Annotated in this window: 22 protein-coding genes; 16 read left to right on the top strand and 6 right to left on the bottom strand. The window is 47.1% G+C overall.

Going from position 1 to position 26,624, the window contains the following annotated elements; translation table 11 throughout:
• Window positions 1-208: 208 nt before the first annotated feature.
• A complete protein-coding gene (locus RYZ26_RS17950; RefSeq protein ID WP_317684634.1) occupies window positions 209-2,245 on the bottom strand; it encodes a methyl-accepting chemotaxis protein in 2,037 nt (678 codons plus the stop codon).
• Window positions 2,246-2,575: 330 nt separating this feature from the next.
• On the opposite strand from RYZ26_RS17950, the gene RYZ26_RS17945 reads away from it, so the two are divergent.
• Window positions 2,576-3,409 carry a hypothetical protein gene (locus RYZ26_RS17945; RefSeq protein ID WP_317684633.1) on the top strand — a complete coding sequence of 278 codons (834 nt, stop codon included), beginning with the start codon at window positions 2,576-2,578 and terminating at the stop codon, window positions 3,407-3,409.
• Window positions 3,406-6,351 carry a molybdopterin-dependent oxidoreductase gene (locus RYZ26_RS17940; RefSeq protein ID WP_317684632.1) on the top strand — a complete coding sequence of 982 codons (2,946 nt, stop codon included), beginning with the start codon at window positions 3,406-3,408 and terminating at the stop codon, window positions 6,349-6,351. Before RYZ26_RS17945 ends, RYZ26_RS17940 begins: the two co-directional genes overlap by 4 nt.
• A 65-nt stretch (window positions 6,352-6,416) precedes the next feature.
• On the opposite strand, the gene pdxR is transcribed toward RYZ26_RS17940, so the two are convergent.
• Complete coding sequence (pdxR, locus tag RYZ26_RS17935) at window positions 6,417-7,886, bottom strand: MocR-like pyridoxine biosynthesis transcription factor PdxR (RefSeq protein WP_317684631.1); 1,470 nt, start codon at window positions 7,884-7,886, stop codon at window positions 6,417-6,419.
• Between the two features lie 238 nt (window positions 7,887-8,124).
• Here pdxR and RYZ26_RS17930 point away from each other — a divergent pair, with 238 nt between their 5' ends.
• From RYZ26_RS17930 to RYZ26_RS17910, 5 genes are all read left to right on the top strand, one after another.
• Window positions 8,125-9,174: a TRAP transporter substrate-binding protein gene (locus RYZ26_RS17930; RefSeq protein WP_317684630.1), complete on the top strand. Its 1,050-nt coding sequence runs from the start codon at window positions 8,125-8,127 to the stop codon at window positions 9,172-9,174.
• A gap of 110 nt (window positions 9,175-9,284) precedes the next feature.
• On the top strand, window positions 9,285-9,689 hold the full coding sequence (locus RYZ26_RS17925; RefSeq protein WP_317684629.1) for a universal stress protein: 405 nt from the start codon (window positions 9,285-9,287) through the stop codon (window positions 9,687-9,689).
• A 159-nt stretch (window positions 9,690-9,848) separates the two neighbouring features.
• Complete coding sequence (locus RYZ26_RS17920; RefSeq protein ID WP_317684628.1) at window positions 9,849-11,156, top strand: TRAP transporter large permease; 1,308 nt, start codon at window positions 9,849-9,851, stop codon at window positions 11,154-11,156.
• A 10-nt stretch (window positions 11,157-11,166) separates the two neighbouring features.
• Window positions 11,167-11,667, top strand: coding sequence for a TRAP transporter small permease subunit (locus RYZ26_RS17915; RefSeq protein ID WP_317684627.1), 501 nt, complete (start codon window positions 11,167-11,169; stop codon window positions 11,665-11,667).
• Window positions 11,668-12,181: 514 nt separating this feature from the next.
• Window positions 12,182-13,372, top strand: a complete 1,191-nt coding sequence (locus RYZ26_RS17910; RefSeq protein ID WP_317684626.1) for a diaminopropionate ammonia-lyase — start codon at window positions 12,182-12,184, stop codon at window positions 13,370-13,372.
• A gap of 60 nt (window positions 13,373-13,432) precedes the next feature.
• On the opposite strand, the gene RYZ26_RS17905 is transcribed toward RYZ26_RS17910, so the two are convergent.
• Window positions 13,433-13,924: an Lrp/AsnC family transcriptional regulator gene (locus tag RYZ26_RS17905; RefSeq protein WP_317684625.1), complete on the bottom strand. Its 492-nt coding sequence runs from the start codon at window positions 13,922-13,924 to the stop codon at window positions 13,433-13,435.
• Between the two features lie 335 nt (window positions 13,925-14,259).
• Here RYZ26_RS17905 and RYZ26_RS17900 point away from each other — a divergent pair, with 335 nt between their 5' ends.
• From RYZ26_RS17900 to RYZ26_RS17860, 9 genes are all read left to right on the top strand, one after another.
• Window positions 14,260-15,024: a maleate cis-trans isomerase family protein gene (locus tag RYZ26_RS17900; protein ID WP_317684624.1), complete on the top strand. Its 765-nt coding sequence runs from the start codon at window positions 14,260-14,262 to the stop codon at window positions 15,022-15,024.
• Between the two features lie 34 nt (window positions 15,025-15,058).
• A complete protein-coding gene (locus RYZ26_RS17895) occupies window positions 15,059-16,219 on the top strand; it encodes a M20 aminoacylase family protein (RefSeq protein ID WP_317684623.1) in 1,161 nt (386 codons plus the stop codon).
• Between the two features lie 43 nt (window positions 16,220-16,262).
• Window positions 16,263-17,303, top strand: coding sequence for a TRAP transporter substrate-binding protein (locus RYZ26_RS17890; RefSeq protein ID WP_317684622.1), 1,041 nt, complete (start codon window positions 16,263-16,265; stop codon window positions 17,301-17,303).
• Between the two features lie 104 nt (window positions 17,304-17,407).
• Entirely contained in the window at window positions 17,408-17,929 is a 522-nt protein-coding gene (locus RYZ26_RS17885) for a TRAP transporter small permease (protein WP_317684621.1), read from the top strand.
• Between the two features lie 16 nt (window positions 17,930-17,945).
• On the top strand, window positions 17,946-19,295 hold the full coding sequence (locus tag RYZ26_RS17880) for a TRAP transporter large permease (RefSeq protein ID WP_317684620.1): 1,350 nt from the start codon (window positions 17,946-17,948) through the stop codon (window positions 19,293-19,295).
• 21 nt (window positions 19,296-19,316) lie between these two features.
• Window positions 19,317-20,498 (top strand): M24 family metallopeptidase, encoded by a 1,182-nt coding sequence (locus tag RYZ26_RS17875; RefSeq protein WP_317684619.1) that lies wholly within the window; start codon window positions 19,317-19,319, stop codon window positions 20,496-20,498.
• Window positions 20,499-20,609: 111 nt separating this feature from the next.
• A complete protein-coding gene (locus RYZ26_RS17870; RefSeq protein ID WP_317684618.1) occupies window positions 20,610-22,727 on the top strand; it encodes a methyl-accepting chemotaxis protein in 2,118 nt (705 codons plus the stop codon).
• 30 nt (window positions 22,728-22,757) lie between these two features.
• The gene (locus RYZ26_RS17865; protein WP_317684617.1) at window positions 22,758-23,138 is read left to right on the top strand and encodes a RidA family protein; all 381 of its coding nucleotides are present in this window, start codon (window positions 22,758-22,760) and stop codon (window positions 23,136-23,138) included.
• A 27-nt stretch (window positions 23,139-23,165) separates the two neighbouring features.
• Window positions 23,166-24,029 carry a DMT family transporter gene (locus RYZ26_RS17860; RefSeq protein ID WP_317684616.1) on the top strand — a complete coding sequence of 288 codons (864 nt, stop codon included), beginning with the start codon at window positions 23,166-23,168 and terminating at the stop codon, window positions 24,027-24,029.
• A gap of 83 nt (window positions 24,030-24,112) precedes the next feature.
• Here RYZ26_RS17860 and RYZ26_RS17855 read toward each other — a convergent pair whose 3' ends face one another.
• The 3 genes from RYZ26_RS17855 to RYZ26_RS17845 all read right to left on the bottom strand — a co-directional run bounded on the left by RYZ26_RS17855 (window position 24,113) and on the right by RYZ26_RS17845 (window position 25,630).
• Window positions 24,113-24,283, bottom strand: a complete 171-nt coding sequence (locus RYZ26_RS17855) for a hypothetical protein (protein WP_317684615.1) — start codon at window positions 24,281-24,283, stop codon at window positions 24,113-24,115.
• Complete coding sequence (locus RYZ26_RS17850) at window positions 24,270-25,073, bottom strand: substrate-binding periplasmic protein (protein ID WP_317684614.1); 804 nt, start codon at window positions 25,071-25,073, stop codon at window positions 24,270-24,272. The genes RYZ26_RS17855 and RYZ26_RS17850 overlap by 14 nt, the downstream gene beginning before the upstream one ends.
• A 152-nt stretch (window positions 25,074-25,225) precedes the next feature.
• A complete protein-coding gene (locus tag RYZ26_RS17845; RefSeq protein ID WP_317684613.1) occupies window positions 25,226-25,630 on the bottom strand; it encodes a universal stress protein in 405 nt (134 codons plus the stop codon).
• Window positions 25,631-26,624 lie beyond the last annotated feature (994 nt).

The raw sequence follows: 26,624 nt of genomic DNA, 5'->3' as shown, positions 1-26,624 counted from the left end.
CAAATCAACAAATTCACATTTTCTCCTGTATGCTTTATCAAGGTTACAGCATACCATTGTATTGGTGTATGTAAGCGTTTGCATCAGCTAGAAATTTTACTTAATCCTGACAAGGCTTTCTTCTTGGCTGAAAGTGGGCACTTTATGACGCCATATTTTTCCATTTGGTCTGTTCTTGTGACGCTAAAGGCTTGTATATGAAACGCGATTAACGAATGGTCCTGACAAAATTTCCGATTTCGTGATCAAGTTGATTGGCTGCATTGGAAAGATCAGCACAGCTATTTAAGGCATCACAAATGTTGCGCGCCGTGTTGGTAGATGAATGGCTCACTTGTGAAATGCCTTGTGAAACCTCTGTTGCACTTTCGGCAGCTTCTTGCGTATTTCTGGCAATTTCATTGGTGGTGGCGCCTTGTTCCTCGACGGCTGCGGCCACAGTCGCATTCATGTGATTTAAATTTGTGACAGTTTCTGAGAAGCCTTTGATCATATTCACCACATTATCGCTGGCGATTTGAATTTCATTGATTTTCAGGCGAATGGCGTCTGTGGCATCAGCTGTTTGTCCGGCGAGACTTTTGACCTCGCTTGCCACCACAGCAAATCCTTTTCCGGCTTCCCCTGCGCGTGAGGATTCAATGGTGGCGTTGAGCGCAAGAAGATTAGTCTGTTCAGCAATGTCCTGAATGAGAGTAATGACTTCGCTGATCTCAGTCGTTGTTTTGACAAGGGCTTGAACTTGCGCGTCCCCCTGTTGTGCAGCATTGCTGGCAGAATGCGCCATATCGGCTGCACTGGTCATCTGGCTGGAAATTTCCTGTACAGTTGCAGCCAGCTGTTCCGTTGCTGCTGAAACAGCTTCGACATTCGTACTTGAATGATTGGAGGAGGCGGTTACGCTGTTGGCTTGTTCTTTGGTGCTTTCACTTTCCGTAACGGCTGATCCCAATTTGGATTGCATTGTTGAAATTTGGGCCAGAACACCAGTGATCAAACTGCCCACGGATTGTTCAAAGTTTTCGGCGATTTTTCTCATTTCGTCACGTTTTTCTTTTTCTGCACGTTTGGCATTTTCTTCCTGTTCATGCTCGATTTCCTGAAGGCGTGAGGCGTTTTCCTTAAACACCTGCATGGATTTTGCTATATCCGCGATTTCATCCTTGCGATCCAGACCGGGGATACTAACCGAGAGGTCATTATGAGCCAGAAGGTCAACGGCATTTGCCAATGCTTCAATAGGTCGAGTCAGTCGAATGCTCAGGTAAATAGCGACAGCCGTAATGATGACAATCACGACCAGACCCAACAGAAACATACCCCGGCCCATTTTACTGACAGCACCAAGTGCATCAGCCTGATTTTGGGCGGAAACAATATAGTAATGGCGATCACCAAAACTTGTTTTAGCGTAAGATGCGAACTGGGGTCCTATGGCAGGATCATTCAGCAGGAAATGGCCAGTTGGTGCGGCCTTAATCTGTTGAAGCGCATCTTCGGGCATGATGTAGGAGAAGGCCTTGGCACCTCTCTTGATCAATCTGTCTGAAAGCAAACGTCCCTCAGTGGATATTAAGTAATTATCCTGTTTATTTTGCTCAGTCAGAATCTGTGCCAACTGGGCAGAAGATAGTCGGATCACGATTGCGCCAAGTGGTTTGTTTTTTTGATTCAGGTTGTAGCTGGAGAAAACCGGATAGGCCCAGAATATGGAACTTTGATCCCGGCCACTCTCATAGGGGACCACGTCGGTTGACAAGCCTTTACTTTCTTCCAGTGACAGGGCTGCGCTTGCGATTTTTGCCAAAGGGGTCTCTTTAAATTCTTTGTCATTGATGTTGCGGGTGAAGCCATCGGACTTGGTTAGGCTGTAAGGGATTGATCCATCAGGGAGGACCACATAAAGATCTGTAAAATTCAGGTTCTTCCAGGAAGCAACAACGGATGAATGAAGGGCGGAATGGCGCCAGGAGTAAAGGTCCTTTACTCCTTCCCCTGTGATTTCGATACGTTCCAGCGGGGAGGAGCCTGGCGGGGCAAAATTTTTTCTTACCTCTTCGGGCTTACTCGCCTTCATTGCACCGGCAATATTTTTGACGGCTCCAAAAAACGTTTGGCTATGGGCCATGCCTTTAAGGGCGTCTGTGATCCCTTTGACCTGTTTTTCCAGATCACGTTTTTTGGCCGTTGTTGTGAAGCCCAGGCGATTAAGGGCGCTTTCTGTCAGGGCATCGCGACTTTGCACATAGGAGAGTACTCCAATTGAGGTGCATGAAATTGCACAGATCAAAACAGCAATTACTGGAACTTTTAGTTTGAGTTTCATCGCTCATACCCCGTCGTCGTCTCTAAGTCATTTTTGGGAAGTTTTTCCCTATTTAGCGCCTTTTGAACCAGGGTAATCAACTCACAATCGCATCTGATCCAGACGATTGTGTCTATCTGTACCTCTTGAGTTTTGTGATGTTTGCGTCTGTGCCAAAAGATTTGGGTGACGTGTAACTGTCAGGGAATAATAGCTTCATATATTTTTCAATTTGTTACCTGAATTTTGCGATCAATAAAGGATTGAAGAATGCGATCACCCATCCATAAACCGCCAAAAATATCTAAACGGGTTGATCTGTCGAAACGGATTCTTGTGATGTTACTGAGTGGTTTACTGATTCTTGGGGGATGCATTTTCTTTATTGAATTGTCGGGGCTTTATTCATTTGAACGCCCCGGCATGCCCTTGCATCAGGCAAGTGGTATCGTTGGTTTTTTCTTTCTTTTGGTGCCTGTTGTTTTTTCCTTAACGAAACGTAGTGGTCTGGCAACCAACCCGCCAAAATGGTTTGTGTCTCATGTCTTATGCGGTTCGCTTGGGGGGATGTTTATCCTGTTTCATGCGGTAGGCGGAAATCTTGTCTCTATACCTGGGGTAATCCTGTGTTTGCTGATCGTTCTTGTGGGTCAGGGATTTATATCGCGAGCGTTTTTATCAGATGAATTTTCACACCAGTTTGGCAGCAGGGCAATGAGTTTCAAACGGCCGGACCAAGATCTTCAACAGAAACTGCGAAGTGTTGTTGATGAAAAAATCATACTGCTTAAACGCATTGATCCCAAAGCAGACGAAGCTTTGTTTTCAGTTAATCTGATCCATTGGTTTCGTGTGCCGATCTTGTCTTATCGTTATGTGAAACTGGCACAAAAAGAGGCTTCACTGGTCGGTGCGCGCAGATTGGCCGGCCCCAAACTTTCACGCTGGCGAAAAATCCATATTTCTTTGGGAATTCTCTTCGTTTTGGGGATGTGTGCCCATGTGCTTGTTGTTACTTTTTTTGCAGGTTATGCGTCAGGCAGTAGTGAGATTTATTGGTGGCATGTCAGTGACTGGGGCGCAGAATGGAGTTACAAGCCATGAATCGAATTAGCTTGATGATCGACCTTGAACGCTGCACGGGTTGCAAAAGCTGTGAGGCCGCCTGTAAACAGACCAATCGTCTGGGACCGCAGGAATATCGCAATCGTGTGATGTGGTTGGGTGACCCGAATGTGCCATCACTGGACTTTCTGACGGTTACCTGCCAACAATGTGAAAGGCCTGCTTGCCTGCGCGCCTGTCCCGTGGTGCCCAAAGCGATCTATCAGGAACCTGAGACAGGCGTTATTCGTATCAACGAAGACCGCTGTACGGGATGCGGTGAATGTGTGCTGTCTTGCCCTTACGGGGCGATGGGATACGACCCGGTTGATCATCATGCCGTCAAATGTGATCTATGTGCGTCGCGCCGCGAAATTGGGGATGGACCCGCCTGTGCCAGTGTGTGCCCGACAAAAGCCATCACGTTTGGAAAAGTAGAAGATCATTTAAAACAGGCGGATCAAACGAACCGCATAGTGCGTGATCATGATCATTTCCTGCAGAAACCATCCACTGTTTATCTGGACCTAAAGGAAAAACGTGAGATTTCAGCTGAACAGGATAGTCTGGGGAACCGTGATGTCCCCCAAATTATGAAAGATGACGAAACAAGACGACGCATTGGTTCAAAAAATGTACATGGCCCTTACAGACAGGAAAAGGAAGACGTCGTTGCAGATCGCATCGTGCCTGGTGGCTGTAATATCTGTTTCAACGGTTGCACGGTCAAGTTCCACCTGAAGGGGGACCAGGTGGTAAATATCTATGGCAACGACGAAGATCCGGTCTTTGGTGGTCGTATTTGTCCCAAATCACAAATGACTTTGCAGCTGTATGACAACCCACAACGCCTGACCCGGCCATTGAAGCGAACAGGGCCGCGTGGTTCTGGGCAATTTGTTGAAATTTCCTGGGATCAGGCACTGGATGAGATTGCTGAAAAACTTGAAAAAATGCGCACACATTATGGTTCTGAAGCACTGGCGATACATATGGGAACCCGTGTGGGTATTCTGACAATTCTTGGATATATGCCCATGTTTGCCCAGCTATGGGGCACACCCAATACATCCACTACAGAAGCGTTCTGTGATGGTGGCAAAGTCGTATCCCTTGAACTGACGCAGGGTTCAACCAATCTTGCGAATGTTTACTCCGAAGACGATATCGGCAGTGCAGAGCTTTATGTTTATATTGGTGATAATCAGGCAGAAACGCGCCCCGTTAATTTTGGGATGGTCAATGACTGGCGTTTGAAAAATGATGCAGAATTGATTGTCGTTGACCCCCGCCTGACGGCGACAGCAAGTAAAGCTGATGAGTGGCTGGCTATTCGACCCGGCACAGACATGGCACTGGGGCTTGCCTTGATCCACCATCTATTTGAAAGCAATGGCTTTGATAAAGCCTTCTGCGAGGCATGGGTGCTTGGTTGGAAGGAATGGCGAGATTTTATTTTTGAGAAAGGCTATTCCCCAAAATGGGCAGAAGAGATAACCGGGCTTGCGGCTGACCAGATCAAAAGGTTGGGAGATAAAATCGCACAGGCTGACGGCTGTATGTTGTTTGCCAGCCGCGGTGTCAATCAACATACCAATTCCACACAGACCAATCGTGTTCTTATGTTCCTGGCCGCTATAACGGGGAACTGGGGGCGAAAAGGCGGTGGCTATTTTAATGTAGCAGCAGAGTCTGACTGGAAAACGGTTCCCGTGCCGGCTGACAGGAAAGCGCCGATGATGCAGAAGGGACAGACAAACAGCCCGTCCGGGTGGATTGATGCCATGATGGGACAAGGCGACTATCCGATCAAGGCTGTCATTACGGGAAATAATCCGCTGGCCCAATGGCCCAACCAGAATGCTGCACGCGAAGCTCTGAAACAGCTTGATCTTTTGGTTCATATTGACTTGTTTAAAAATGAAACGTCAATGTTGGCAGATTATGTCCTGCCCGCAACGACTGGTATTGAAAAAGGTGGCCCAAGTCGTTTGGCAGAAGATCGTCGTATTGTCTGGAATGACAAGCGTATCAATCCACCGGGAGATGCTAAATCAGATCATTGGTTCTGGGTAGAACTGGGTAAACGTTTTGGATTTGAAGATGTTTTGAAAGAAGAATTCAAAGACCCTGCTGTTTTTTGGGATGACGTCTTTCGTATAGCCACACCCGATCTGAATGGCGTGTCAATTGAACGTCTACGCCGACAACCTTATCGTTGGGTGCGACCGCCAGTGGCGCATGAAGATGCCCCTGAACAAACCACATTATATCTGGAAGGAACCACCGCCTTTGGTCAATCGGCGGGCAAGCGGTTTGCTACGCCCAGTGGCAAGCTTGAATTTTGGACGGCAGATATTGAACGCCATTTTCAGGCCCTGGGCCTTTCCTCCCTGCCTGAATTTTATAGTGAAACAGAACAGTTGATCGATTTGCCGTTCATTCGGGAACGAGAGAATGCAGAATCTGTTCAATCGCCATTCTTCAAAAAGCCAATGATGGCGGTCCCGTCAGAGATTATTTCTGAATTGGCAGAAACACCGGGGCAACGCTTGCGCGACAAGGGATTTGATACGGAATTGGTAACCGGGCGTCCACCCGCGCCCCACTTTCATTCCTGGACACATAATTTTTGGCAGGCACAGGAAATGTGGCCGGACCTTTATTGTCAGATACACCCGATAAAAGCCAAAGAGCTTGGGGTGAAAGATGGCGAAACGGTAAAGGTCACGACAGAGAGCGGAGAGATTGAAGCTCGTGCCTGGATTACGACAGGGATCAGAGAAACGGCTGTTTACATCCCCATCGGATGGGACCAAAAACAACCATTTCATCCGGCTAAATCGGTGAACTTCCTGACTTCAAACCAGCGTGATCCGATCTCGTATCAAAATAATTTGAAAATCCACCTTTGCCGTGTAAGGCGCGTTGATCAGCATTGACGAAGAATTAGGTTCTGATTGTGTTTCAGATTCTAATGACCTCTAACTCCCGGAAAGTTTACAGATTAGATATCATCAATAATATCTTTCAAAATCTGTAAACCTTCCGGAATTTTTTTGATGCTGATGGCTGAAACTCCAATGCGCATTTTGTTCAGACTGTCATTCGAATTGTTAAAACAGGGGCTGATATCATCCAGAACGATACCTTGTTCCAGACATTTTTCTGCAAGCAATGCTTTATCCAGCTGGCGTGGGAAGGTGAGCATGAAGTTGGTCCCGCCCCAGTTGCTTGTGACGTCAATTCCCTGGAACAAGGCTTTGATAGATTTGTGTGCCGCATACCAGCGTCGCTCGTAAATACTTTGAAGCTGGGTGATATAGGCATCGTAATGACCAACCTGAATAAATTGCGCCGCAGCAAGCTGGATACTGGGCGGTGGATGGCGGATCATCATGCCACGCAGGTCGCGTGCCTCCTTGATGAAATCGGCAGAGGCGACAAGATAGCCCAATCGCAGGCCTGGGTTAATGGATTTGGATAGTGTACCCACATAAATAACGTGATTGGCATTTTCCCGAGATTTAAGGGCCAGCTCACTGAGACTGCTGAAATCTGTCTCACTGTCATAATCATCTTCAATGATCACAACATTATTTTCGATCGCATATTCATGCAGCTTGTCCCTGCGTTCTTTTGTCATGCGAACAGATGTCGGAAACTGCTGGTTTGCCGTGACATACAGAAGGTCGCACCCTTTTACCTGTTCATTGACGATCAGACCATCTTTGTCTACGGGGATACTTTCAATATCATCATAGAACATATTGAAGATATTGCGGGCTTCGGGATAGCAGGGATCTTCAATACCTGCTTTACGTCCTTTGCCCGACAACAACATGGCAATGAGAAAAAGAGCCTGTTGCGCCCCTGATGTAATCAAAATTTCAGACGATTCGGCATAGATGCCGCGGCGCGGTAAAATCCTGTTGCGCACCTGGGAGACAAATTCTTCACAATCTTCGTACAGATGGTCACTGATGACGGCGGCTGTGCGTCTTTGATTAAGGACCTGATAATTGCACTTTCGCCAGTTCGATACGGGAAAACGCGAAATGTCCATCTGATTGCAGACGAAGGGGTAGGGATAGCTGCTCCAATTCGCCGGGCGAACGATCTTATCGAAGGAGGAAGGCTTAAATGTGGCTGGCAAATGATCAAAGACACCCAAAGATGTTTTATTTTTTTGCTTGTTTTTAGGTTCTTTTTGGGGGGATGTTTTGATTTTGTCATTCACAAAATAGCCGGACTTATAACGTGATTTAACAAGGCCATCGTGAATAAGGTTTTGATAGGCGGCAATCGCCGTATTTCGTGAAACGCCAAGCTGAATTGATAATTTGCGACATGAAGGTAATTTCGCGCCTGGCTCCAATATGCCTCTGCTGATGTATTCTGAAAAACGTTCACAGATCTGGTCAGGCAGACTGAGTTTTTTGGTCGAGTGATCCAGTGGCGCAAATAGGATGCTCATTTTTCCAACTTTCTTAAGTCATGGGTCAAAATTATCCGATCTCATCTGTGCCTGCCGCTATTCCTTTATTTATAGCGATTTTGCTTTTGAAAAGATCCAGATTGTATTTAACCTCATCCCAGCTGGTCCTTTCAATTCATTACATCATCTGTCCCCCACGATTGTCTCCGTCTGTGACTATGGTCGCTTCTATGCTTGCGATACGGTTGTCGAATAATTAACAGAGGAGTTTTTTTGGATGAACAAAATTACAAAAATTTTGTCCAGTGCCCTATGTGCAGCAGGGATGATCGCTGCATCTGGTTCAGCTATGGCAGCCGAAGGTAAGCCGGATACAGTGACAAACTGGGTTTTCCAGCCATGTTTCGACTCATCAGATGCTGGATGGGGCAGCGGCGTTGTGCCGTGGATTGAAGCCGTAGAAAAAGCGACCGAAGGCACTGTTAAAATCAAGCTTGAACCATCAGGCGCGATTACCAGTGGCTCCGAAGCCTTTGGGGCAACCGTTGCCGGTCTGATTGATGGGACGGCATGTTGGGGGTCCGTATATAGTGGTGATATGCCGGAAGGAATGCTGGCCTTTGGTATGGCTATGGGGGCAGGCAATACGGATCAGGCATGGGCAGCCATGTTTGGAGATCCGAAATACCGTATTGGCGATCTGATTCAGGAAGCTGCGAAAGAACGTAATCTGCGCTGGGTCGGCTGGACCAACCAGGGGCCAAACGCAATGTTTACAACATTCCCGGTTCGCAAGATGGAAGATCTGCAAGGCAAGAAAATGCGCGCAGGTGGTCCGCAGGCGCTGTTCCATGAAGCCATGGGTGGTGCACCTGTTGCAATGGGTGGTGGTGACATCTACACCGCGATCAAACTTGGAACCATTGATGGTACCTACTGGGATACGGGCGGGATTGATGACATGGCCTTCCAGGAAGTGATCAAATATGCTGCACAACCTGGCTGGTGCCCGGCACAACATCAGGAAATTTTCCTCAATCTGGAAAAGTGGAATGGTCTGACTCAATGGCAGCGTGATCGGATCGAAGGTGTCTTCAAAAGCACATACTTTGAAACCAGCAAACTCCATGAAGATGGTGTGAAGCATGCGCTACAGGTTCTCAAGGATGCCGGAGGTGAGGTGATTGAGTTTTCTCCTGAAGAAATCAAGAGAATGCGTGAAAAATCCATCGCAGACGTTTGGCCGAAAGTAGCAGAGAAATCTGAGCGCAACGCCAAGGGTGTCGAGCTTTGGAAGCAATATCTGAAAGACATCGGGGAAATGTAATTGCCGGGCGCAATAAAACGCTAAAGCAATGAAAATCATGGACAGGCTCGGGCGTCGCAAGCTTGAGCCTGTTTCATTCCCGCCCCCCTCTCACTTGATTTGGAGACCTTATGTATAACAAAATTATTATCGCCAGTGCGTTAGATCAGGGGTTTATGGCAAAGGCACTGGATGTCGCCAAGGCACTGCTTGCCCAAAACGGCCAGATTACGGTGGTCCATGTGCTGGAACCTGTAAACAATGTCGTGCAATCTTTCATTACATCTGATTTTGAAGCAAAAACCCTGGCAAGAGCTGAAGAAATGATGGCGGAACGTTTAAAAGATGAAACAGGAATTGAATCTGTCATCCTGAACGGCCAGGCCGCAAAAGAATTGTCAGAATATGCCCGGAATATCGATGCAGATTGCATCGTGATGGGATCTCATAAGCCCGGATTGGAAGACTATTTTATCGGTTCGACATCTGGGCGTGTGGTGCGTCATGCACCGTGCTGCGTACATGTGTTGCGCTAATTAAAAAAACAAAAGAGACCTTTTGAAAATCAAACCTTCCTCTGAACGTGTTCGCAGCTTTTGAAGCGCAATGTTCGTTTTGGGCAGTTTCTGTTTTTCAATATAACCGTACCTGAGAAAGCGGATAAAGGTATCTTCGACATAACAGGAAGAACGTCTATGAGTATAGAAATAATAACGTTATTGTATTTCTTATGCCTATTTTTTGCCCTGTTCCTGGGGCTGCCCGTTGCCCTGGGACTGGGTGGAACCGCTGTTATTTTTGCAGCAATTTTTGAACCCCGCGCATTATTGACTATCCCCAGTGCTTTTTACTATACGCCCTGGAATAACGTCCTTGTGACTGTGCCCTTATTTCTTTTCATGGGATGTCTGATCCGATTTTCTGGAATTGCTGAAGCGGCCTATGATGCTGTTTACAAACTGATTGGTCATATCTCTGGTGGTTTGGCGATGGGGACAGTTAAGGTCTGTACTATTTTTGCCGCCATTACTGGGATCACACCGCCAGCGACGATTACCATGGGACAGATTGCTTATCCGTCTATGATCAAATACCGATACAGCAAGGATATTGCAATTGGCGCGATTGGTGCAGGTGGGGCGTTAGGTGCGCTTATTCCGCCCAGTGTGCCGTTTATTTTTTATGGTTTGCTGGCGAAAGTGTCCATTGGCGGCTTGTTTTTGGGCGGTATTTTACCCGGATTGATGCTCGCGACTTTCTATATTCTTTATATCGGCGTGCGCTGTCATTTTCAGCCGGATTTGGGTCCGGCAGTTCCTGAAGAAGAGAGTTTCACCAAAGAAGAAAAACTGACGGCACTGGTTAACATCTGGCCATTCCTGCTGCTGATTGTCATGGTGCTTGGCGCCATTTGGGGCGGCATTGCAACGCCTTCAGAAGCCGCTGCCTTTGGAGCAACCGGCGCTTTTTTAATCAATCTGATTTACGGCAAACTGACCAAGGCAGTTTTGATTGATTCTCTTGCAACGACTGTGAAGCTCAGTGGTATGGGCTTGTGGATTTTGATCGCATCCAACATCTATCTAAACGTCTTCAACTCTCTGGGGTCACAGGAACTTGTCACGCAATTGGTCCTCAGCATGCCGGGCGGTGAAATTGGCATTCTTGCCATGATGATGTTCATTATTCTGTTGCTGGGAATGGTGATGGATGACTGGGCGATTATTATGCTCTGTACCCCTCTGTTTATCCCGATCATTGATACGCTTGGCATTGATAAGCTTTGGTTTGGCGTGTTGTTCATCGTGAATATTCAGATTGCCTATTTGACGCCACCCTTTGGTTTCGTTCTGTTCTGGCTGAAAAGTGTGATGCCACCGGATGTAACCATGGGGGATCTTTATCGATCGGTTGGCCCTTTCATCGTTTTGCAGGTGATTGGTCTGTTCTTAATCTTCTTCTTCCCTGAAATCGCCACCTGGCTTCCGGAAATGTTAAAGTAAGAGGTCTGATATGAATATGTGGAATAAAATTGAAGGGGGAATTGATTTCCTCGCCAATTCAATGAGCAAAGTCGGCTGGGCCCTTATTATGTATTGCATGATCTTTGGGGTTACAGATGTGTTCCTGCGATATGTGCTTAGCTCACCTTCGCTTTGGATTTCAACGACTTTGCAGGTGGCCATGGTTTTGTTGGCCTGTGTTGGCGGGGTCTATGCCCTGAATGACAATGCATTTGTAAAACTGGATTTGTTTTACGCCAACTTTTCACCGAAGAAAAAAGCAGTATGTGACATCATTACAGTGACTTTCTCATTCCTGTTTTTATCGGTTTTGATCTGGAAAGGGTATGAAGCTGCGAAATTGTCCATCATGTTGAAACAGGTCACCCCCACCAGTGTCCCCATCCCGATTTATCCTTTGAAAGTGTTTTTCCCGATCACCGGGATAATCATGATGCTGATTGTGATTAAAAAACTGGTCAATGACATTCGGACAGTGATGTCGAAATAGTAGTGGAACGTTAGTTCTAAAGATCAGGAAAGGTGCGTTGGTTATATATGGCAACGTACCTTTTTTGATTTGTGGGTGAATATCCTGTCAGATAGTACTGACCTTTTGCGCCCATATGTTTCCTGAGATTACCTTTCCACGTTTTCAAAATTTTCATATTTTTCTTATTCATGGATTGGAATATGGCAAACCTCAAGTACTCTAGATAGCTGAATAGCCGCTAAAGCTAATAGCCAGGTACAGAGATGCATTTACATTATTTGACTACTTTCTTTCTGGTCAGATAAATTAATAAGCAGCATAAATTCAAACGACGCTTTTCTATCATTTTGACCAGATTTGAGCGGAATCTCATCACAAGGAGGAGCGTTTGGGCGGAATCTCCGCATAGAGAACAGATAGAATTAATTTTAATTGGAGCAGCATGGAGGCCTGAATAGGACAGTATTAACATAGTCCTTACAGAGTCAAATAAGGCGCCGCAGTTATAATATGAATAAAGGCAATAACGATTATGATTAGTTTTGAAGGTTCACTGACACATTTTTCAAACCCGCTGGCAAGTCGCGAAAATGTATATTCAAATACGCAAAAAGACGTGATCAGCGTCGAGAAGTCCAAGGATGCGATTGCAAATATCAAGACATGGCCTGCATATGAGGTTACCAAGCTTCACAGTCTTTCTGATCTCGCGAAAGAAGCGCACCTGGGGGCGATCTGGTATAAAGATGAGTCAACTCGTTTTGGCCTGAAAAGCTTTAAAGCACTGGGCGGTGCCTATGCGGTTGCCTGCCAGTTACAGAAAATTCTGGAAGAGAAAAACGGCGTTCGTCCTTCCATTGAAGATATTCTTTCCGGCAATTTGAAAGATGAGATTTCAGAGATTGTGGTCAGCTGCGCAACAGATGGCAATCATGGGCGGTCAGTCGCCTGGGGCGCACAAATGTTTGGCTGTGGCTGTGTGATCTATATTCATCGCGATGTTTCTGAAGGGCGTAAAAAGGCGATGGAAGCTTACGGCGCTGAAGTCGTCCGTATTGCAGGGAATTATGATGAATCCGTTCGTCTTGCCGATTCAGAAGCCAAGGCAAAGGGCCGGGTAATCGTTTCTGACACCAGCTATGAAGGCTATATGGAAGTGCCCAAGGATGTGGCACTAGGCTATACCGTCATGCTGGAAGAAATCGTTGAACAGCTAAATGATGAAATCCCGACCCATGTCTTCATTCAGGGTGGTGTTGGGGGCCTGGCCTCTGCCGTGGCAGGATATTTCTGGGATCTATGGGGTGAAAAACGTCCCCGTCTGGTCATCGTTGAGCCTGAAAACGCCAATTGTCTGCAAAAAAGTGCGCAAGCCGGGCATCCGGTTGTGGTTGAAGGTGATCTGGAAACACTGATGGCGGGGCTCGCCTGCGGGGAAGTATCTCTACTTGGTTGGCAAATTCTGTCAAATGGGGCAGATGATTTCATGACCCTGAGCGAGAACACCATCGCGCCCATCATGCAGATGTTGGCGAATGGCTATAAGGGTGATCCGATGATCGAAGCGGGTGAATCTGCGGTGGCCGGGCTGGGTGCTGCCGTTCTGGCAAGTCAGCAGGAAGAATTTGCACAGAAACTGAATTTGAGTGAAGACAGCAAGGTCCTGGTTATCGGTACAGAAGGGGCAACGGATCCTGAAATGTACGAAAAACTGGTTGGTTAAGTCTCCCCAACAATAAAAAGTCTCCCACAAACTTTAAAGCCCCTGTGTGCAGGGGCTTTTTTATTCTCCTTCGACAATGACGGGAACGGAAAGGCCGATTTTTACATTGTCCATAACGACACTGGTCTGGAAACTCCGAACATTGCTGTTGTCGAAAAAGATTTCCCGGGTAAAGGCTTCGTAATCTTCCATATCGCGTGCGGTCACGACCAGGATGAAATCGGAACTTCCGGTGACGTAATAGCATTGCTGAACTGCCGGATGGTTCTTGACGATCTTTTTGAATTCATCCAGAAGATGCAGCTGTTCACGTTCCATGGAAACTTGAACAATGGCGGTCACATTGCGATCAACCGCCTTGGCATTTACGACAGCGATTTCTGCCTCAATAATATTCTGTTCGCGCATTTTTTTGATCCGGCGTTGCACGGCAGCGGGGGACAGGCAAACCTGTTCTGCGATTTGATCGGATGTGGTTTTGTTTGATTTTTGAATAATCTCTAGGATTTTCGCATCAAAGCCATCAATTTTACCGGATTGAGAGTTGCTCATTTGAATTCCTGATAGAACATTCTTCACTTCCTATATCTTGAAACGATTTTATGAATTTCAAGATAAATCATTGAATTTCAATAAAATCGATCGGATGAAAGCGGTTATAGAGATGCCAATTTTCTCGTCATTACGCACCTAACAGTCTGATATCTCGCTCAAGAAAGTAAACTAGTTTTTTAATCATTATTCTTTGTAAATTTGAGGGGATTCTACCTCAAAACAGGGGGATTGTACGAAATCCCGCACATCATTGCTGTAACCTAAGAGTATAGCTTGTTAGCTATCAAACAGATCAAAAGATCAACAAGAACCAAAACAGGGTTTAGGCGATAATGACGAATTTTGTAAACATACAGCCCCAACTCCCCCTTGAACATCTCGCTTCAGGTGGTCGGATCGGTTTGGTGGCGCTGGCGACAGACTTTAATATCGAGTCTGATCTGAACCGGATGTACCCCGATGATGTAGAATTTTTTACAAGTCGTGTCAGAAACTATAACCCATTAACGATTGAGAACCTGCGTCGTATGGCCCCTGGCATCAGTGCTGCGACAGATAACATTTTGCCCGGCACTGATCTGGATGCGGTGATCTACGCCTGTACGTCCGCCACGGTTGCCATCGGCAATGACAATATTACCTCCCTGATCCATAAGGCCCGCCCCGGCGTTAAAGTGACCAATCCGGTGACTTCGGCGGTTGCTGCCCTGGAAACGTTTAATGCAAAGAAAGTCTCGGTTCTTACGTCATATACGGAAGCTGTGAACCATGAGATCGCCAGGATGTTTCAGGAGAATGGATATGACGTTCTGAACGTTGCAGGCTTTGGCTTTGAAGATGATACGGCCATGACCGACATCCAGCCAAAAGACATTTATGATGCGGCCATCCAAATCTGCGCTGCAGATGCGGATTTGCTGTTCATTTCCTGCACAGCGCTGCGGGCCTCCCTCGTGATTGAAGAGATTGAACGCAAGCTTGGTATCCCGGTTGCAAGTTCAAACCAGGTGCTTGCCTGGCACAGTTTGCGACTGGTTGATTACGCCCGGCCCGTTAACGGCTTTGGCCGTCTTTTGAGCGACCATCTGGTCAAATAATTCGAAAACCCCTTTTAGATACAGGAGAAAGTGCATGTCTTTCAACCCGCAGATTATCGAACAAATGACTGAATGGCGCCGACATATGCATCGCCAGCCTGAATGCGGGTTTGACCTTCCGTTAACGTCGAACTTTATTGCCGACAAGCTGGAAAGCTTCGGGATCGAAGTGGTGCGCAATATTGGCAAAAAAGGTGTGGTTGGCATTCTGCAGAATGGCACCAGCACAGCCTCTATCGGATTGCGCGCGGATATGGATGCCTTACACATTCACGAGGAAAATGGTTTTGACCATCGTTCTGTTCATGACGGGAAGATGCATGCTTGTGGGCATGACGGTCATTCCGCCATGCTTTTGGGGGCTGCAGCCCATCTGGCACAACATAAAGATTTTGACGGTACCGTTTATCTGATTTTCCAGCCAGATGAAGAGCATGGCGAAGGCGCGCAAGCTATGATCGATGATGGTTTGTTTGAACGGTTTTCCATTGATGAAGTCTATGGACTGCACAATATGCCCGGCCTAGCAGAAGGACAGTTTATTGTCCGTCCGGGTTCATTGATGGCGAGTGAGAGTTCGTTCGAAATCACCATCACCGGTGTTGGCGGCCATGCAGCCATGCCGCATCACGCGGTTGATCCGATTGTCATCGGCTCGCAAGTTGTGCTGGCGTTGCAAACCATTGTGTCGCGTAACCTTGATGCGATTGAAGAAACGGCAGTTGTTTCTGTGACTGAATTCAAAACCAACGGGACAACAAATGTAATCCCGTCGCAGGTGACTATTCAGGGGGATTGCCGTTGCTTTACGGACGAAAGCCTCGAGAAGATCGAGGCGCGCATGAAACAAATTGCGCCCGGCATCTGTAGTGCAGCAGGGGCGGCGTGCAATGTCTCTTTCATCAACACTTTTTATCCCACAATTAATCATCCCGAACAGACCGCATATGCGGTTGCGGCAGCGCGCAAGGTTCTGGGCGATGAAAATGTCGATGGGAACTGTTCGCCGCTGACAATATCAGAAGATTTTTCCAGCATGTTACGTGTGAAGCCCGGTTGTTACGCGCTTCTCGGTAACGGGGTGGATTCCGTAGGTGGTTGTGCTTTGCATAACCCCAAATATGACTTCAACGACCGTATTTTGGGACATGGCGCCCAATACTGGGTGCAGTTGGTACGTGATCGTCTGAAGTAAACAATTACAAACTTTAACTAAAGACCTTAACAGAGGAATTATTATGAAAAAACTACTAGCAGGGTTGCTCGCAATCGGTATGGGACTCAGCGTCAGTGCTCAGGCTGAAACATGGAAATTCGCATCAGAAGAAGACAAAAATGATGTGCAGGACATCTTCGCAAAGAAATTTGCTGAAACCATCAAGGCGGAGTCTGGCGGGGACATCAAAGTCCGCATTTATTACTACGGCCAGTTGGGTACGGAAAACGACATCGTAGAACTGACTTCCAAAGGGACTGTACAGTTTGTTTCTGTTGGTACAGGTCACCTGGGTTCTTACGTCCCGGAAGTTCAAGCGCTCAGCGTTCCTTACGTTGTTGGCACAGACACAGACGTTGTGCGCAAGGTTCTGACAGGCAGCAAGACAATCTATAAAGATCTGGCTGATCGCTTTGAGCAGAAAAACCTTAAGCTGCTGACCATGATTTCCGAAGGTGAAATGGCGTGGGGTGCGAACAAGGCGATCCGTTCGCCTGAAGATTTCGCAGGTCAGAAAATCCGTACCTTTACATCGACCATTCCGGTTGAAACTTACAAGACATTTGGTGCCACACCGACACCACTGTCCTGGGGTGAAGTTTACGGTGCTTTGCAGCTGAAAACAGTGGATGGCATGGTGAACCCGATTTACTTCATTTACAATGCAAAATGGCATGAAGTGCAGGATTACCTGATGTTCCCGGGCCAGCAGCCTTACGTTGGGACCGTTTCCACAAACAGCAAATGGTACAATGGTCTGTCTGCTGAAAAGCAAGCCATGGTCGATAAAGCGATTGTTGCGGCTGAACAGGCAGCACATGAGTATCAGCTGAGCATCAACAAGAAGAACATGGACAAAATCATGAAGGAACGCCCGAACATGAACGTGGTGGTTCTGAATGAAGAAGAACGTGCCCGCTTTAAAGAGTTGAGCACCAACCTGCATGAGACTTTCTACAATGTTGTGGAAAATGCTTACCCAGAAGGTGAAAAAGCAACAGCGCGTGAAAATGCAAAAACAATCCTGCAGAACTTGATCCAGGAAGTTAAGGACGCATCTTAAAATCAGATGGTTCCAGGGTGCGTGTTGGGCAACCGATGCGCGCCCTTTTTCCCTCATGAACGAAGGATACCCATTTCATTGATTTGAGTAAAAGGTGAGTTCTCATGAAAAAAATATTTAAATCCATCAATAAGGTGACCGAAGCTATTGAGAAATACATCATCTTTTCTTCAATCCTTCTTATGATGGTTAATTCCACTGCCAATGCCATCGGCCGATATGCGTTTGATAGAAGCCTGTTCTTTTCTGAAGAATTAAACCAGTTTCTGATTGTAGCCGTGACCTTCATCGGTTTTGCCTATGCCGTTCGAAAAGGGCGCAATATCCGAATGACCGCCATGTATGACTCTATGGGCTATCGTGGCAAAAAAATTATCTCTACCCTCATCGCTGCCGTCACTGGTGTGCTGATATTTTACCTGGCTTATAAATCGATCTTTTATGTGCAGGAACTTAAAGAAATCAACCGATTAAGCCCGGCGTTACAGTTCCCCGTCTATATTATCTATTCGATTATCCCTGTCGGTCTTTTTATCGCAGGCCTGCAATATATCATCGCCTTTTTTATGAACCTGACCCATCGCGAGATTTATGTCTCCCACGATGTTGTTGAAGATAAATGGTAAGAAAGGGATCTATATTATGACTTCAGTTTTTGAATTTCTTTCTGACATTATCGCAGGCGAGCTGGACATTTACGTCATCACCTTCACCCTTGTTGTAACTATGGTGGCGCTGCTGTTTCTAAGTTTCCCTATGGTGGTGCCCCTTGGCGTGGGCACCTTGATCGGGCTTGTGCATTTCAGTGATGTGGATACAGGTGTGATCATCCAGCAGATGGTGACAGGCATTTCGCCTAATGCCTTGATTGCGGTACCGATGTTTATTCTGGCCGCCGATATCATGACACGCGGCCATACCGCCCATAATCTATTGGGTCTGATTGAATCTTTTGTTGGCCACATGCGCGGTGGCCTGCCGATCACAGCCTGTATCAGCTGTACTTTGTTTGGCTCTGTCTCTGGGTCTACACAGGCGACCGTGGTTTCCGTGGGACAGATCATGCGTCCGAAACTGTTGCAGGCAGGCTATAAGGACAGCTTTGTCATGGCCTTGATTATTAACGCCAGTGACATTGCCTTTCTGATCCCGCCCAGCATTGGCTTGATCCTGTACGGAACGCTGGCAAACACCAGTGTGGGCGAACTGTTTATCGCCGGGATTGGCCCGGGTGTGGTTCTGGCCCTGATGTTTTCTGTTTATTGCTATATCTATAGCGTGATCCAGGGCGATAGCATTGCGCTGGTGGAAAAGGCCAATATGGCACAGAAGCTACAGGCTGTTAAAAAAGCGCTTCTGCCCCTTGGTTTTCCCTTGTTGATCGTCGGCGGTATCTATTCCGGTGCGGTGACACCCACAGAAGCAGCATCATTTTCCGTCCTTTACGCCATTATCGTTGAATGTGTGATTTATCGCGAACTCAAGGTCAATGACATTGTTGATGCAGCCCTGAGCACGGGCCTGATTACGGCTGTTGTCTTTGTGCTGGTCGGGATGGGACAAGCCTTTTCCTGGTATATTTCCTTCGAGCAAATCCCGCAGGAACTGCTTGCCCCGTTGAACCTGGAAGATGCCTCCAAAGAATATGTGCTGTTTGTTATTGCGTTAAGCTTCTTTGTTGGCTGCATGTTTGTGGATTCACTGGTTGTACTGGTGATCCTGACGCCAATCTTTGTACCGATTATTGCCGCTGCTGGTCTGGACCCGGTGTTGGTTGGGGTGATGATTACCTTGCAGATGGCCATTGGATCAGCAACACCGCCCTTTGGCTGTGACATCTTTACCGCCATTGCCATCTTTAACCGACCATACCTTGAAGTAATCCGTGGAACCTTCCCATTCATCGTGATCCTGACAGGCATGACCGCAATGTTGATTTACTTCCCACAGATTGCCTTGTTACTGCGTGATTTGGCCTTTGTGGGCACCTAATAAAAATGAAAAGAAACGACCATGAGTAAATTGTTAAAAGTACCCGAACGTGGGTTTGCACAAAGTGAGTTTGAACAACGCACCCAACGACTTCAAAGCCTGATGGCGAAAGAGAAAGTCGATGCGTTGTTTGTCTCAACTGAACCGGAATTCAGATATTTCAGCGGTTTCAAATCTCAATTCTGGGAAAGTCCAACACGCCCCTGGTTTCTGGTAATTCCGGTGACGGGCAAACCCATTGCCGTTGTCCCAGAAATCGGGGTGGCCGGCTTTGAAAAAACCTGGATTGAAGATGTGCGCAGCTGGCCATCCCCGCGTCCGGAAGATGATGGGGTCAGCCTTCTGGCAAAAACCTTGTCAGAAGTATCCAAATCATCCCTGATCATTGGGGCGATGACCGGACCGGAAACCCATCTGCGGATGCCTGTTGAAAATTACAACAGTCTGAAGGTGCACTTAGGCCAGCACCAGATCGTGGATGTCAGCCTGATGATGCGTGACGTACGCAGCATTAAATCAACCGCAGAAATTGATAAGATCCGCTTTGCCTGTGATGTCACGGCAGCCGGGTTTGATTATCTGCGCAAGAACCTGAAAGCAGGCATGACAGAACGCGAAGCCTGCAAGGCCATGCATATTGAAATGCTGCGCCTTGGCGCAGATGCGTGCCCGTATCTGATCTCTGCCTCAGGTCAATGCGGGTACGACAATATTATCATGGGGCCAACGGATCGGGTCTTGCGACAAGGTGATGTGCTGATCATTGATACGGGTGCAAACTTTGATGGTTATTTCAGCGATTTTGACCGCAATTTCGGTTTTGGCAAAGTGGATCAGGCGACCCATGATGCCTACGAAGCTGTCTATGCCTCGACCGAAGCAGGCCTGAAGATTGCCGGGCCGGGGCGCACCACTGGTGATGTCTGGAAAGCCATGTGGACGGAATTGGAAAATGCTGGTGCCCTTGGCAATGACGTGGGGCGTATGGGGCATGGTCTTGGCATGCAACTGACCGAATGGCCGTCTAACGTGGAAGGCGGGGATGTCGTACTGAAACCTGGCATGATCCTGACGCTGGAACCTGGCATGACCTTTATGCCGGGCAAGATGATGGTCCATGAGGAAAATATCCTCATTACCGAAAACGGTTGTGAAATGTTGCATAAACGTGCCTGGCCGAAATTGCCGATTATCACAGATTAGCGAAGGGATACGGGGAGGCAAAAACTCTCCCCACCACCTTCTTACAGAACGGACATTTCTCCTGTCCCAATAAAATAAAAATTGGCGAAAGACAAAGCTGAGAGGTTCCCGATGAAACTAAAAGTAAAAGTGCCCATTGCGGCAGCGTTGCTGTGCGTCATATCCAGTTTATCTGTAGGCGGACTATCCTATTATCAAAGTCGTTCAACCCTTGAAGAACTGGCGATCAAAAGGCTGGATAATATCGCCCATGTCAAACAGGTCGCGCTTGCTCAGCAGTTTGGCGCCCTTGCCAATACGGTACAGTCTCTTTCGACCAATGCTGCTTTGATCAAGGACCTGTCCAACCTGCAGGCCATCTTTGATGAAGATGAAATTGGCGATATTTTAAAAAGCTATAGCGCAGAAGGTTTGAGCGCCAAAGAACGCGCGGGCCTGAGCGGGAAGGAGTTTCAGGATACCTATTCCTGGAAACATGCCGTTATCCACGCAACTCTGAGTGCAGCCCAGAAGAATTCGCATTTCTCAGATGCTTATGTGGTGTTGGAAGATGGGCTGGTGCTTTATTCCTTCACTAAATCCAAGGCATTTTTAAAAAACATCAATGATGATCAATTAAAAGAAAGCCCCCTGTCCAAAGCGGTGGAAGAAGCGCGCGCTGCGACAGAACCTGCCACAAGTTTTCAGGATTTTACCCCTTACGACAGTGGATGGGACAAGCAATCTGCCTTTTGGGTGCGCCCTGTCTTTGCCACGTCGGCGGTGACATCAAAGAAAGACCGTTTGGGCTTTCTGGTTTTGCGTCTGTCGTCACAGGACCTCAGCCATAGCCTGATTGACCCGGACGGTGGGCAGGCAGAAGATAACTTCATTGTCGCAAAGGATGGTCATATCAAATCCTATCGCCTGAAAACCAGTCAGATGAAACTGGATGATGCCAGTATGGATATCATCAATGACAGGAAATCAGGTAACCTCGGTTTGGTAGATGATAAACAAGGCGATCTCTTTGCCTCATTCGCACCGATTGAGATTGCCGGGCAAGAATACTTCATTGTTTCCACCCAGACAGAAGAAGAAACCCTGCGCGAAGTCAATCAAATCGGCCTGAATATGGCAGGGCTCTGTGCCGTCATTATCGTGTTGGTCATTGTTGTTTCGATCTTTCTGGCAAAGCGCATTACCAACCCGATTGAAACCCTGGCCGATGTGGTGGACAAGATCGCAAACCGCAAGCTGGATACCCGTGTGCCCTTTACCAAACGGGCAGATGAACTGTCAGATATCGCGAAATCCATCCGTATCCTAAGGGAAAATGCCATTCAGTTGAAACAGGTAGAAGAAGAACAGGCTGCGCAGGAAGAAAAGGTTCGCAAAGATAAACGCCGACAAATGCAGGAACTGGCAATCAGTTTTGAAGATACCGTTGGTCATGTCATCAAGGGCGTGAATGAACAGGTGCTGGATATTCGCGCCAAGCTCACACAAATGGGCGGGGATGTGGATGATGTGAAACATCAGGCAGAAGAAGTCAACCGGGCCTCTTCCCAATCCAGTCACAATACCAGCACGGTGTCGGCCGCAACCGAAGAACTGGTGGCAACCGTCCATGAAGTCGGTGTGCAAATGAGCAAGTCATCAGACCTCGCCAATTCAGCCAGCCTGGCGGTGCAATCAGGTGATGCCAATGTGCAGTTTCTGGTGCAGACCACCAACGAAATGGGTGATGTGATTTCCCTTATTCAGGATATTGCGGAACAAACTAATCTGTTGGCCCTGAATGCGACCATCGAAGCCGCACGTGCGGGTGATGCGGGTAAAGGTTTTGCTGTTGTGGCCTCAGAAGTCAAAAACCTGGCAGGCCAGACCGCAAACGCAACTGATACCATCCGCACCCAGATCAGCAGTTTGCAGGATGCCAGCCATAGTGTTGTGACCCTGATCGGTGATATTTCATCCACTGTTGGTTCCCTCAATGAAATGAGTTCGTCTGTTGCAACGGCTGTTGAAGAACAGGGCGCAGCAACCCAGGAAATTGCACGTAATACTGAACAGGCCGCACAAAGCACGTCTGTGGTTTCTGAGAAAATGGACCATGTCAGCCAGATCGCCAATATCACCGCAGACAATGTGTCCCATGTTCTGGAAAGCTGTGCACGGCTGGTTACGGTTTCTGAAAAACTGGATTTGGAAGTCGGTCAATTCCTGAAAAACATTAAATCCGACTGATTTTTATCTACTTTTAGAGGAGTTTTCCTAATGACTTTTGATGTCATCAATACCCCAAATGCCCCTGCTGCCATCGGTCCCTACGTGCAGGCCCTCTCGACTGGTCAGATCCTTTATACCTCCGGGCAGATTCCCTTGGTGCCGGGTGAAGGTGAAATCACAGGCGATATCACTGTTCAAACCACACAAGTCTTTATGAATTTGAAGGCAGTGATCGAAGAAGCCGGGGCCACATTGGATAATGTCATCAAGACAACTGTCTTTGTAACCGACCTTGCTGATTTCGCCACTGTAAACGGGATTTATGCCTCCTTCTTTGGCGATCACAAACCTGCACGCAGCACGGTTCAGGTCGCTGCCCTGCCGCTTGGTGCCAATGTGGAAATCGAAGCCATCGTCGTCTTGGGTTGATCCTGTGGACCGGAGAAAGGAAAAGGGATGAACGACCAGAACAAAGGAATCGCTTATGCGGTTCTTGCGGCCATATCGCTTGGGTTTATCACCACCTTTGCACGTTTGGCTTATGATGCCGGTTTCAGTCCCTTAACGCTTATTGTCCTGCGTGCTTTGATCAGTGCAGCACTGGTATTTCTATTGGTTCTGGTGTTGCGCACTCCCGTTTATGTTCCTAAAGACATAAGATTGAACCTACTGAGCTGTGGGATCGGGATTACTATGATCAGCTTCGGGTATCTCAGTGCAGTTGCCTTTATCCCTGTGGGACTGGCTGCCATCATTTATTATACTTTCCCTATAATGGTCATTGGCATAGAGGCCTTGCAGGAACGAAAAGCCCCGCCTGTCCAGCAAATGATCGTTTTCCTGTTTGCCTTTGTTGGGCTTGTGTTTGTAATCGGGCCGGGCTTAGATGTGCTGGACTGGCGCGGTATTGCCTGTTCGTTAATCGGTGCCGTGGGAACCGTGATTGTTTTTGTCTCAGGTCGTAAACTTGGTGCAAAACTCGCCCCTAAAGTCACTGTTGCCTACACAAATATACTTGTGGCCTGTGTCGGCCTTCTCGCCGTTGTTGTGGTAGATAATTTTCAATTACCGCACACAAGCATTGGTTGGTGGGCGCTTGGCGGAGTGGTCTTGACCTATGTTATTGGTATTGTAGCGCATATGTTTGCGGTGAAACATGCCAAAGCATCCATTGCGGCCCTGGTTTTTAATATGGAACCCCTTGTTTCAATCATGCTTGGCTGGATTATTCTCAATGAAACACTGTCATTGATCCAGATGGCAGGCGTTGCAATCGTTATTTTTGCGATCAGTTGTGGTGCCAGAATTGCTTCTGATTAAACATCTGGTCTTTCCAGAGGGCGGGCATATGGTTAGAGAAGAAAATACCCCTAGGTAAACGTATTTGCTTTAACGGCTTCCGCTTACGCGGAGAGCCGTTCTGCTTTTCGTTTTTCAATTGGATCAATTCCTTGGCGTACAAGCTGGCGGCAACGCTCGTAAATATTTTCAGACAAGTCTTTGAACATGGCGACAATAATGAACTCAGCCGCGTGTAACGTCATCGGGTTACACATGGCGCTAACGCTGCACATACTTCCAAACAATTTCTGCAATCACGCCAGCTTCTTTCATCTCCAGTAAAACTTGATCAAACTTTCCGATAAAGCCGTTTTTCTCAAAGGAAGGGTGCGCCGCGCTATAGCCGAGGTAACCGCGTTCTTTGCTAATGGTGGGGCCAAATTTTAAGGTGTTAACGCTCTCAAAATCAAAAAAGCCTTTTTTCAGGATTTGCTGCAGGCCAAACCTGATTGAAATCTCGTCATTGGCATAACAAGGCACCCGACCCTGCAAGAGTTTGAGCAAATTCTGTTCATTGCCATCCCCGCTTTCCAGCGTGATATTCTTGACCCCTTGTGTGCGCAGCTCTGCCTGATCGATGATCTCGAACCCACGATTGATGGCGATGGTCAGGCCGTCGAAATCCTGGGGCCAATCTGCATCTGTGTCATTTTTAAAGATACCCTCGCGACACACCACAACGGTTTTTTCCTCCAGCACGGGCAAAGAATATCGACCAATATAGGGGCGCTTGTCAGGTCGATAATATGGAGGAATGATGGCAAAGGCTTTGCCCTCTCTGATCTCACGCAACGCGCGCTTCCAGGGGCGAGCAACCAATGTGACCTGATACCCCTCCATCATAGCAAATGCGCTGCGCAAGATGGTCGGATAAATGCCTTTTAGCGCACCATTTTCCATGTAGGAATAGGGGGGATAGCTGTTATCGGCAACAATGGTCACCTTCTCGCTTGCTCCGGCCGCGTGGCACATCGCACAAGACCAAACCAAGTTTAGGAAAAGGTAGACAGCACTCTTTTTCATAGCCAACTCTCCTAATGAGCATATCTTCTCTATATGCAGCCTGTCTCAAATATAACACAAAACAAGACGCTCATCAGGATCGCATCAATTAAGTTCACTCCATAAAGAAATTCCCGATCAAAGTGCTGGCTTTTCACGAGAACATCAAAACCTTATCGGATCACATGCACAGAACTTTTGGCGTGGCGTACAATCCGTTCTGCAGTCGAACCCAGAAAGAAGTCCGCCAATGAAGGTTCGTGTGAACCAATGACGATACAGTCGGAACCCACTTTTTCTGCATGTTCCGGGATAGCGCGGCCTGCATGACCGACCAGGACGGTGGCTTTCACGTCTGCAGCCTCGCCAATACGTTCTTTCAAACCATCCATGGCGCGGTTGTAATTCACCTCATCCTGGCCTTCTTTTAATTGTTGATGCGCATATTCAGGAATTTGTTCGATAACATGCAGCGCTTCAATAGTGCCGCCTTCATCCAGAAGTTTACGGGCCGTGCGCAGCGCACGTTCACTGATGCCGTGATCAAGGGATAAAGCAACGAGGATTTTCTTATACATTGTTTTCTCATAGGGGTTATGGGGTTGAAATCTTCCAAAAGGCTATGCCCCAAATCCATGAGAAACAAATGATTTTTCAGTAATAATATTACGCAAATCACCTGATCTAACTCAGGTTATTTCGCACAAGATTTTTCCTTTCTGTCTCCCTTTCTCGCTCTACATCAAAAAGGAATGAGTAACCTAAGCTTAAGCTCTATATTTTACTCCTTCCAAATTAGAAATATCCCTCCCCAAAAGACACATCATAACAAAAGTGATCAGAGATTAGAGGAAGAAGCCCACTTCCCGAAACAAAAAACAGACTTCAATCACCTAAGAATCAAAGCCTGTTTTTATCTTAAAAATACCGGGTCAGTCTGATCTGGATATGATCATTGAGCCGGGTATCAGCTTCCATAGGCAGTGTGCTGAATTGTGATCCCGCATACCGTGGGCAATGACATTGGCTGCAGCACGCGCCTGCTCATGAGCGATGTTACAACTGAAAAATATGCGAGGTTAGGTGATAGGCTTGACCTCTTCTTTGCCATCGCCTCCCCGACAACATGAACCCCCAGTTGAAATACCTTCGTCTGGAGTACGAGAAAATCCTACTTTTGAAGACTGCTAAAAAAAATAGGGATATTACCGCATGAGCCAACAGAGCGGTAATTCTTACTGTTCAACTGCCGATTTTGCAATTCGAAAACATAGATCAAAATAATTTTTAACTACGTTCTAATTTCATTAACTCATTGAAACTTAAATTTAAAAAAAACATAATACTAGATGAAATAGCATCTAACATGCTAAAAAATCTGGTTAGTTGATTTTCAATACAATAGAAGATTAAAGAGAATAGAATGAAAAAAATGCTTATGGCCTTAATGGCTTCTTCAACACTCTTATTAAGCGCATGTAATGGTAATACCCCCATTTTTAGGGGGCTTCAGAAGTAGACAGTTATGCAGCCCTTTGGATTGACTGCAGCAATTTCTGTTTTGGCGTTATG

The sequence above is a fragment of the Terasakiella sediminum genome (genome assembly GCF_033100395.1).
Lineage (GTDB): Bacteria > Pseudomonadota > Alphaproteobacteria > Rhodospirillales > Terasakiellaceae > Terasakiella.
This window is presented reverse-complemented; position numbering and strand designations above follow the sequence as displayed.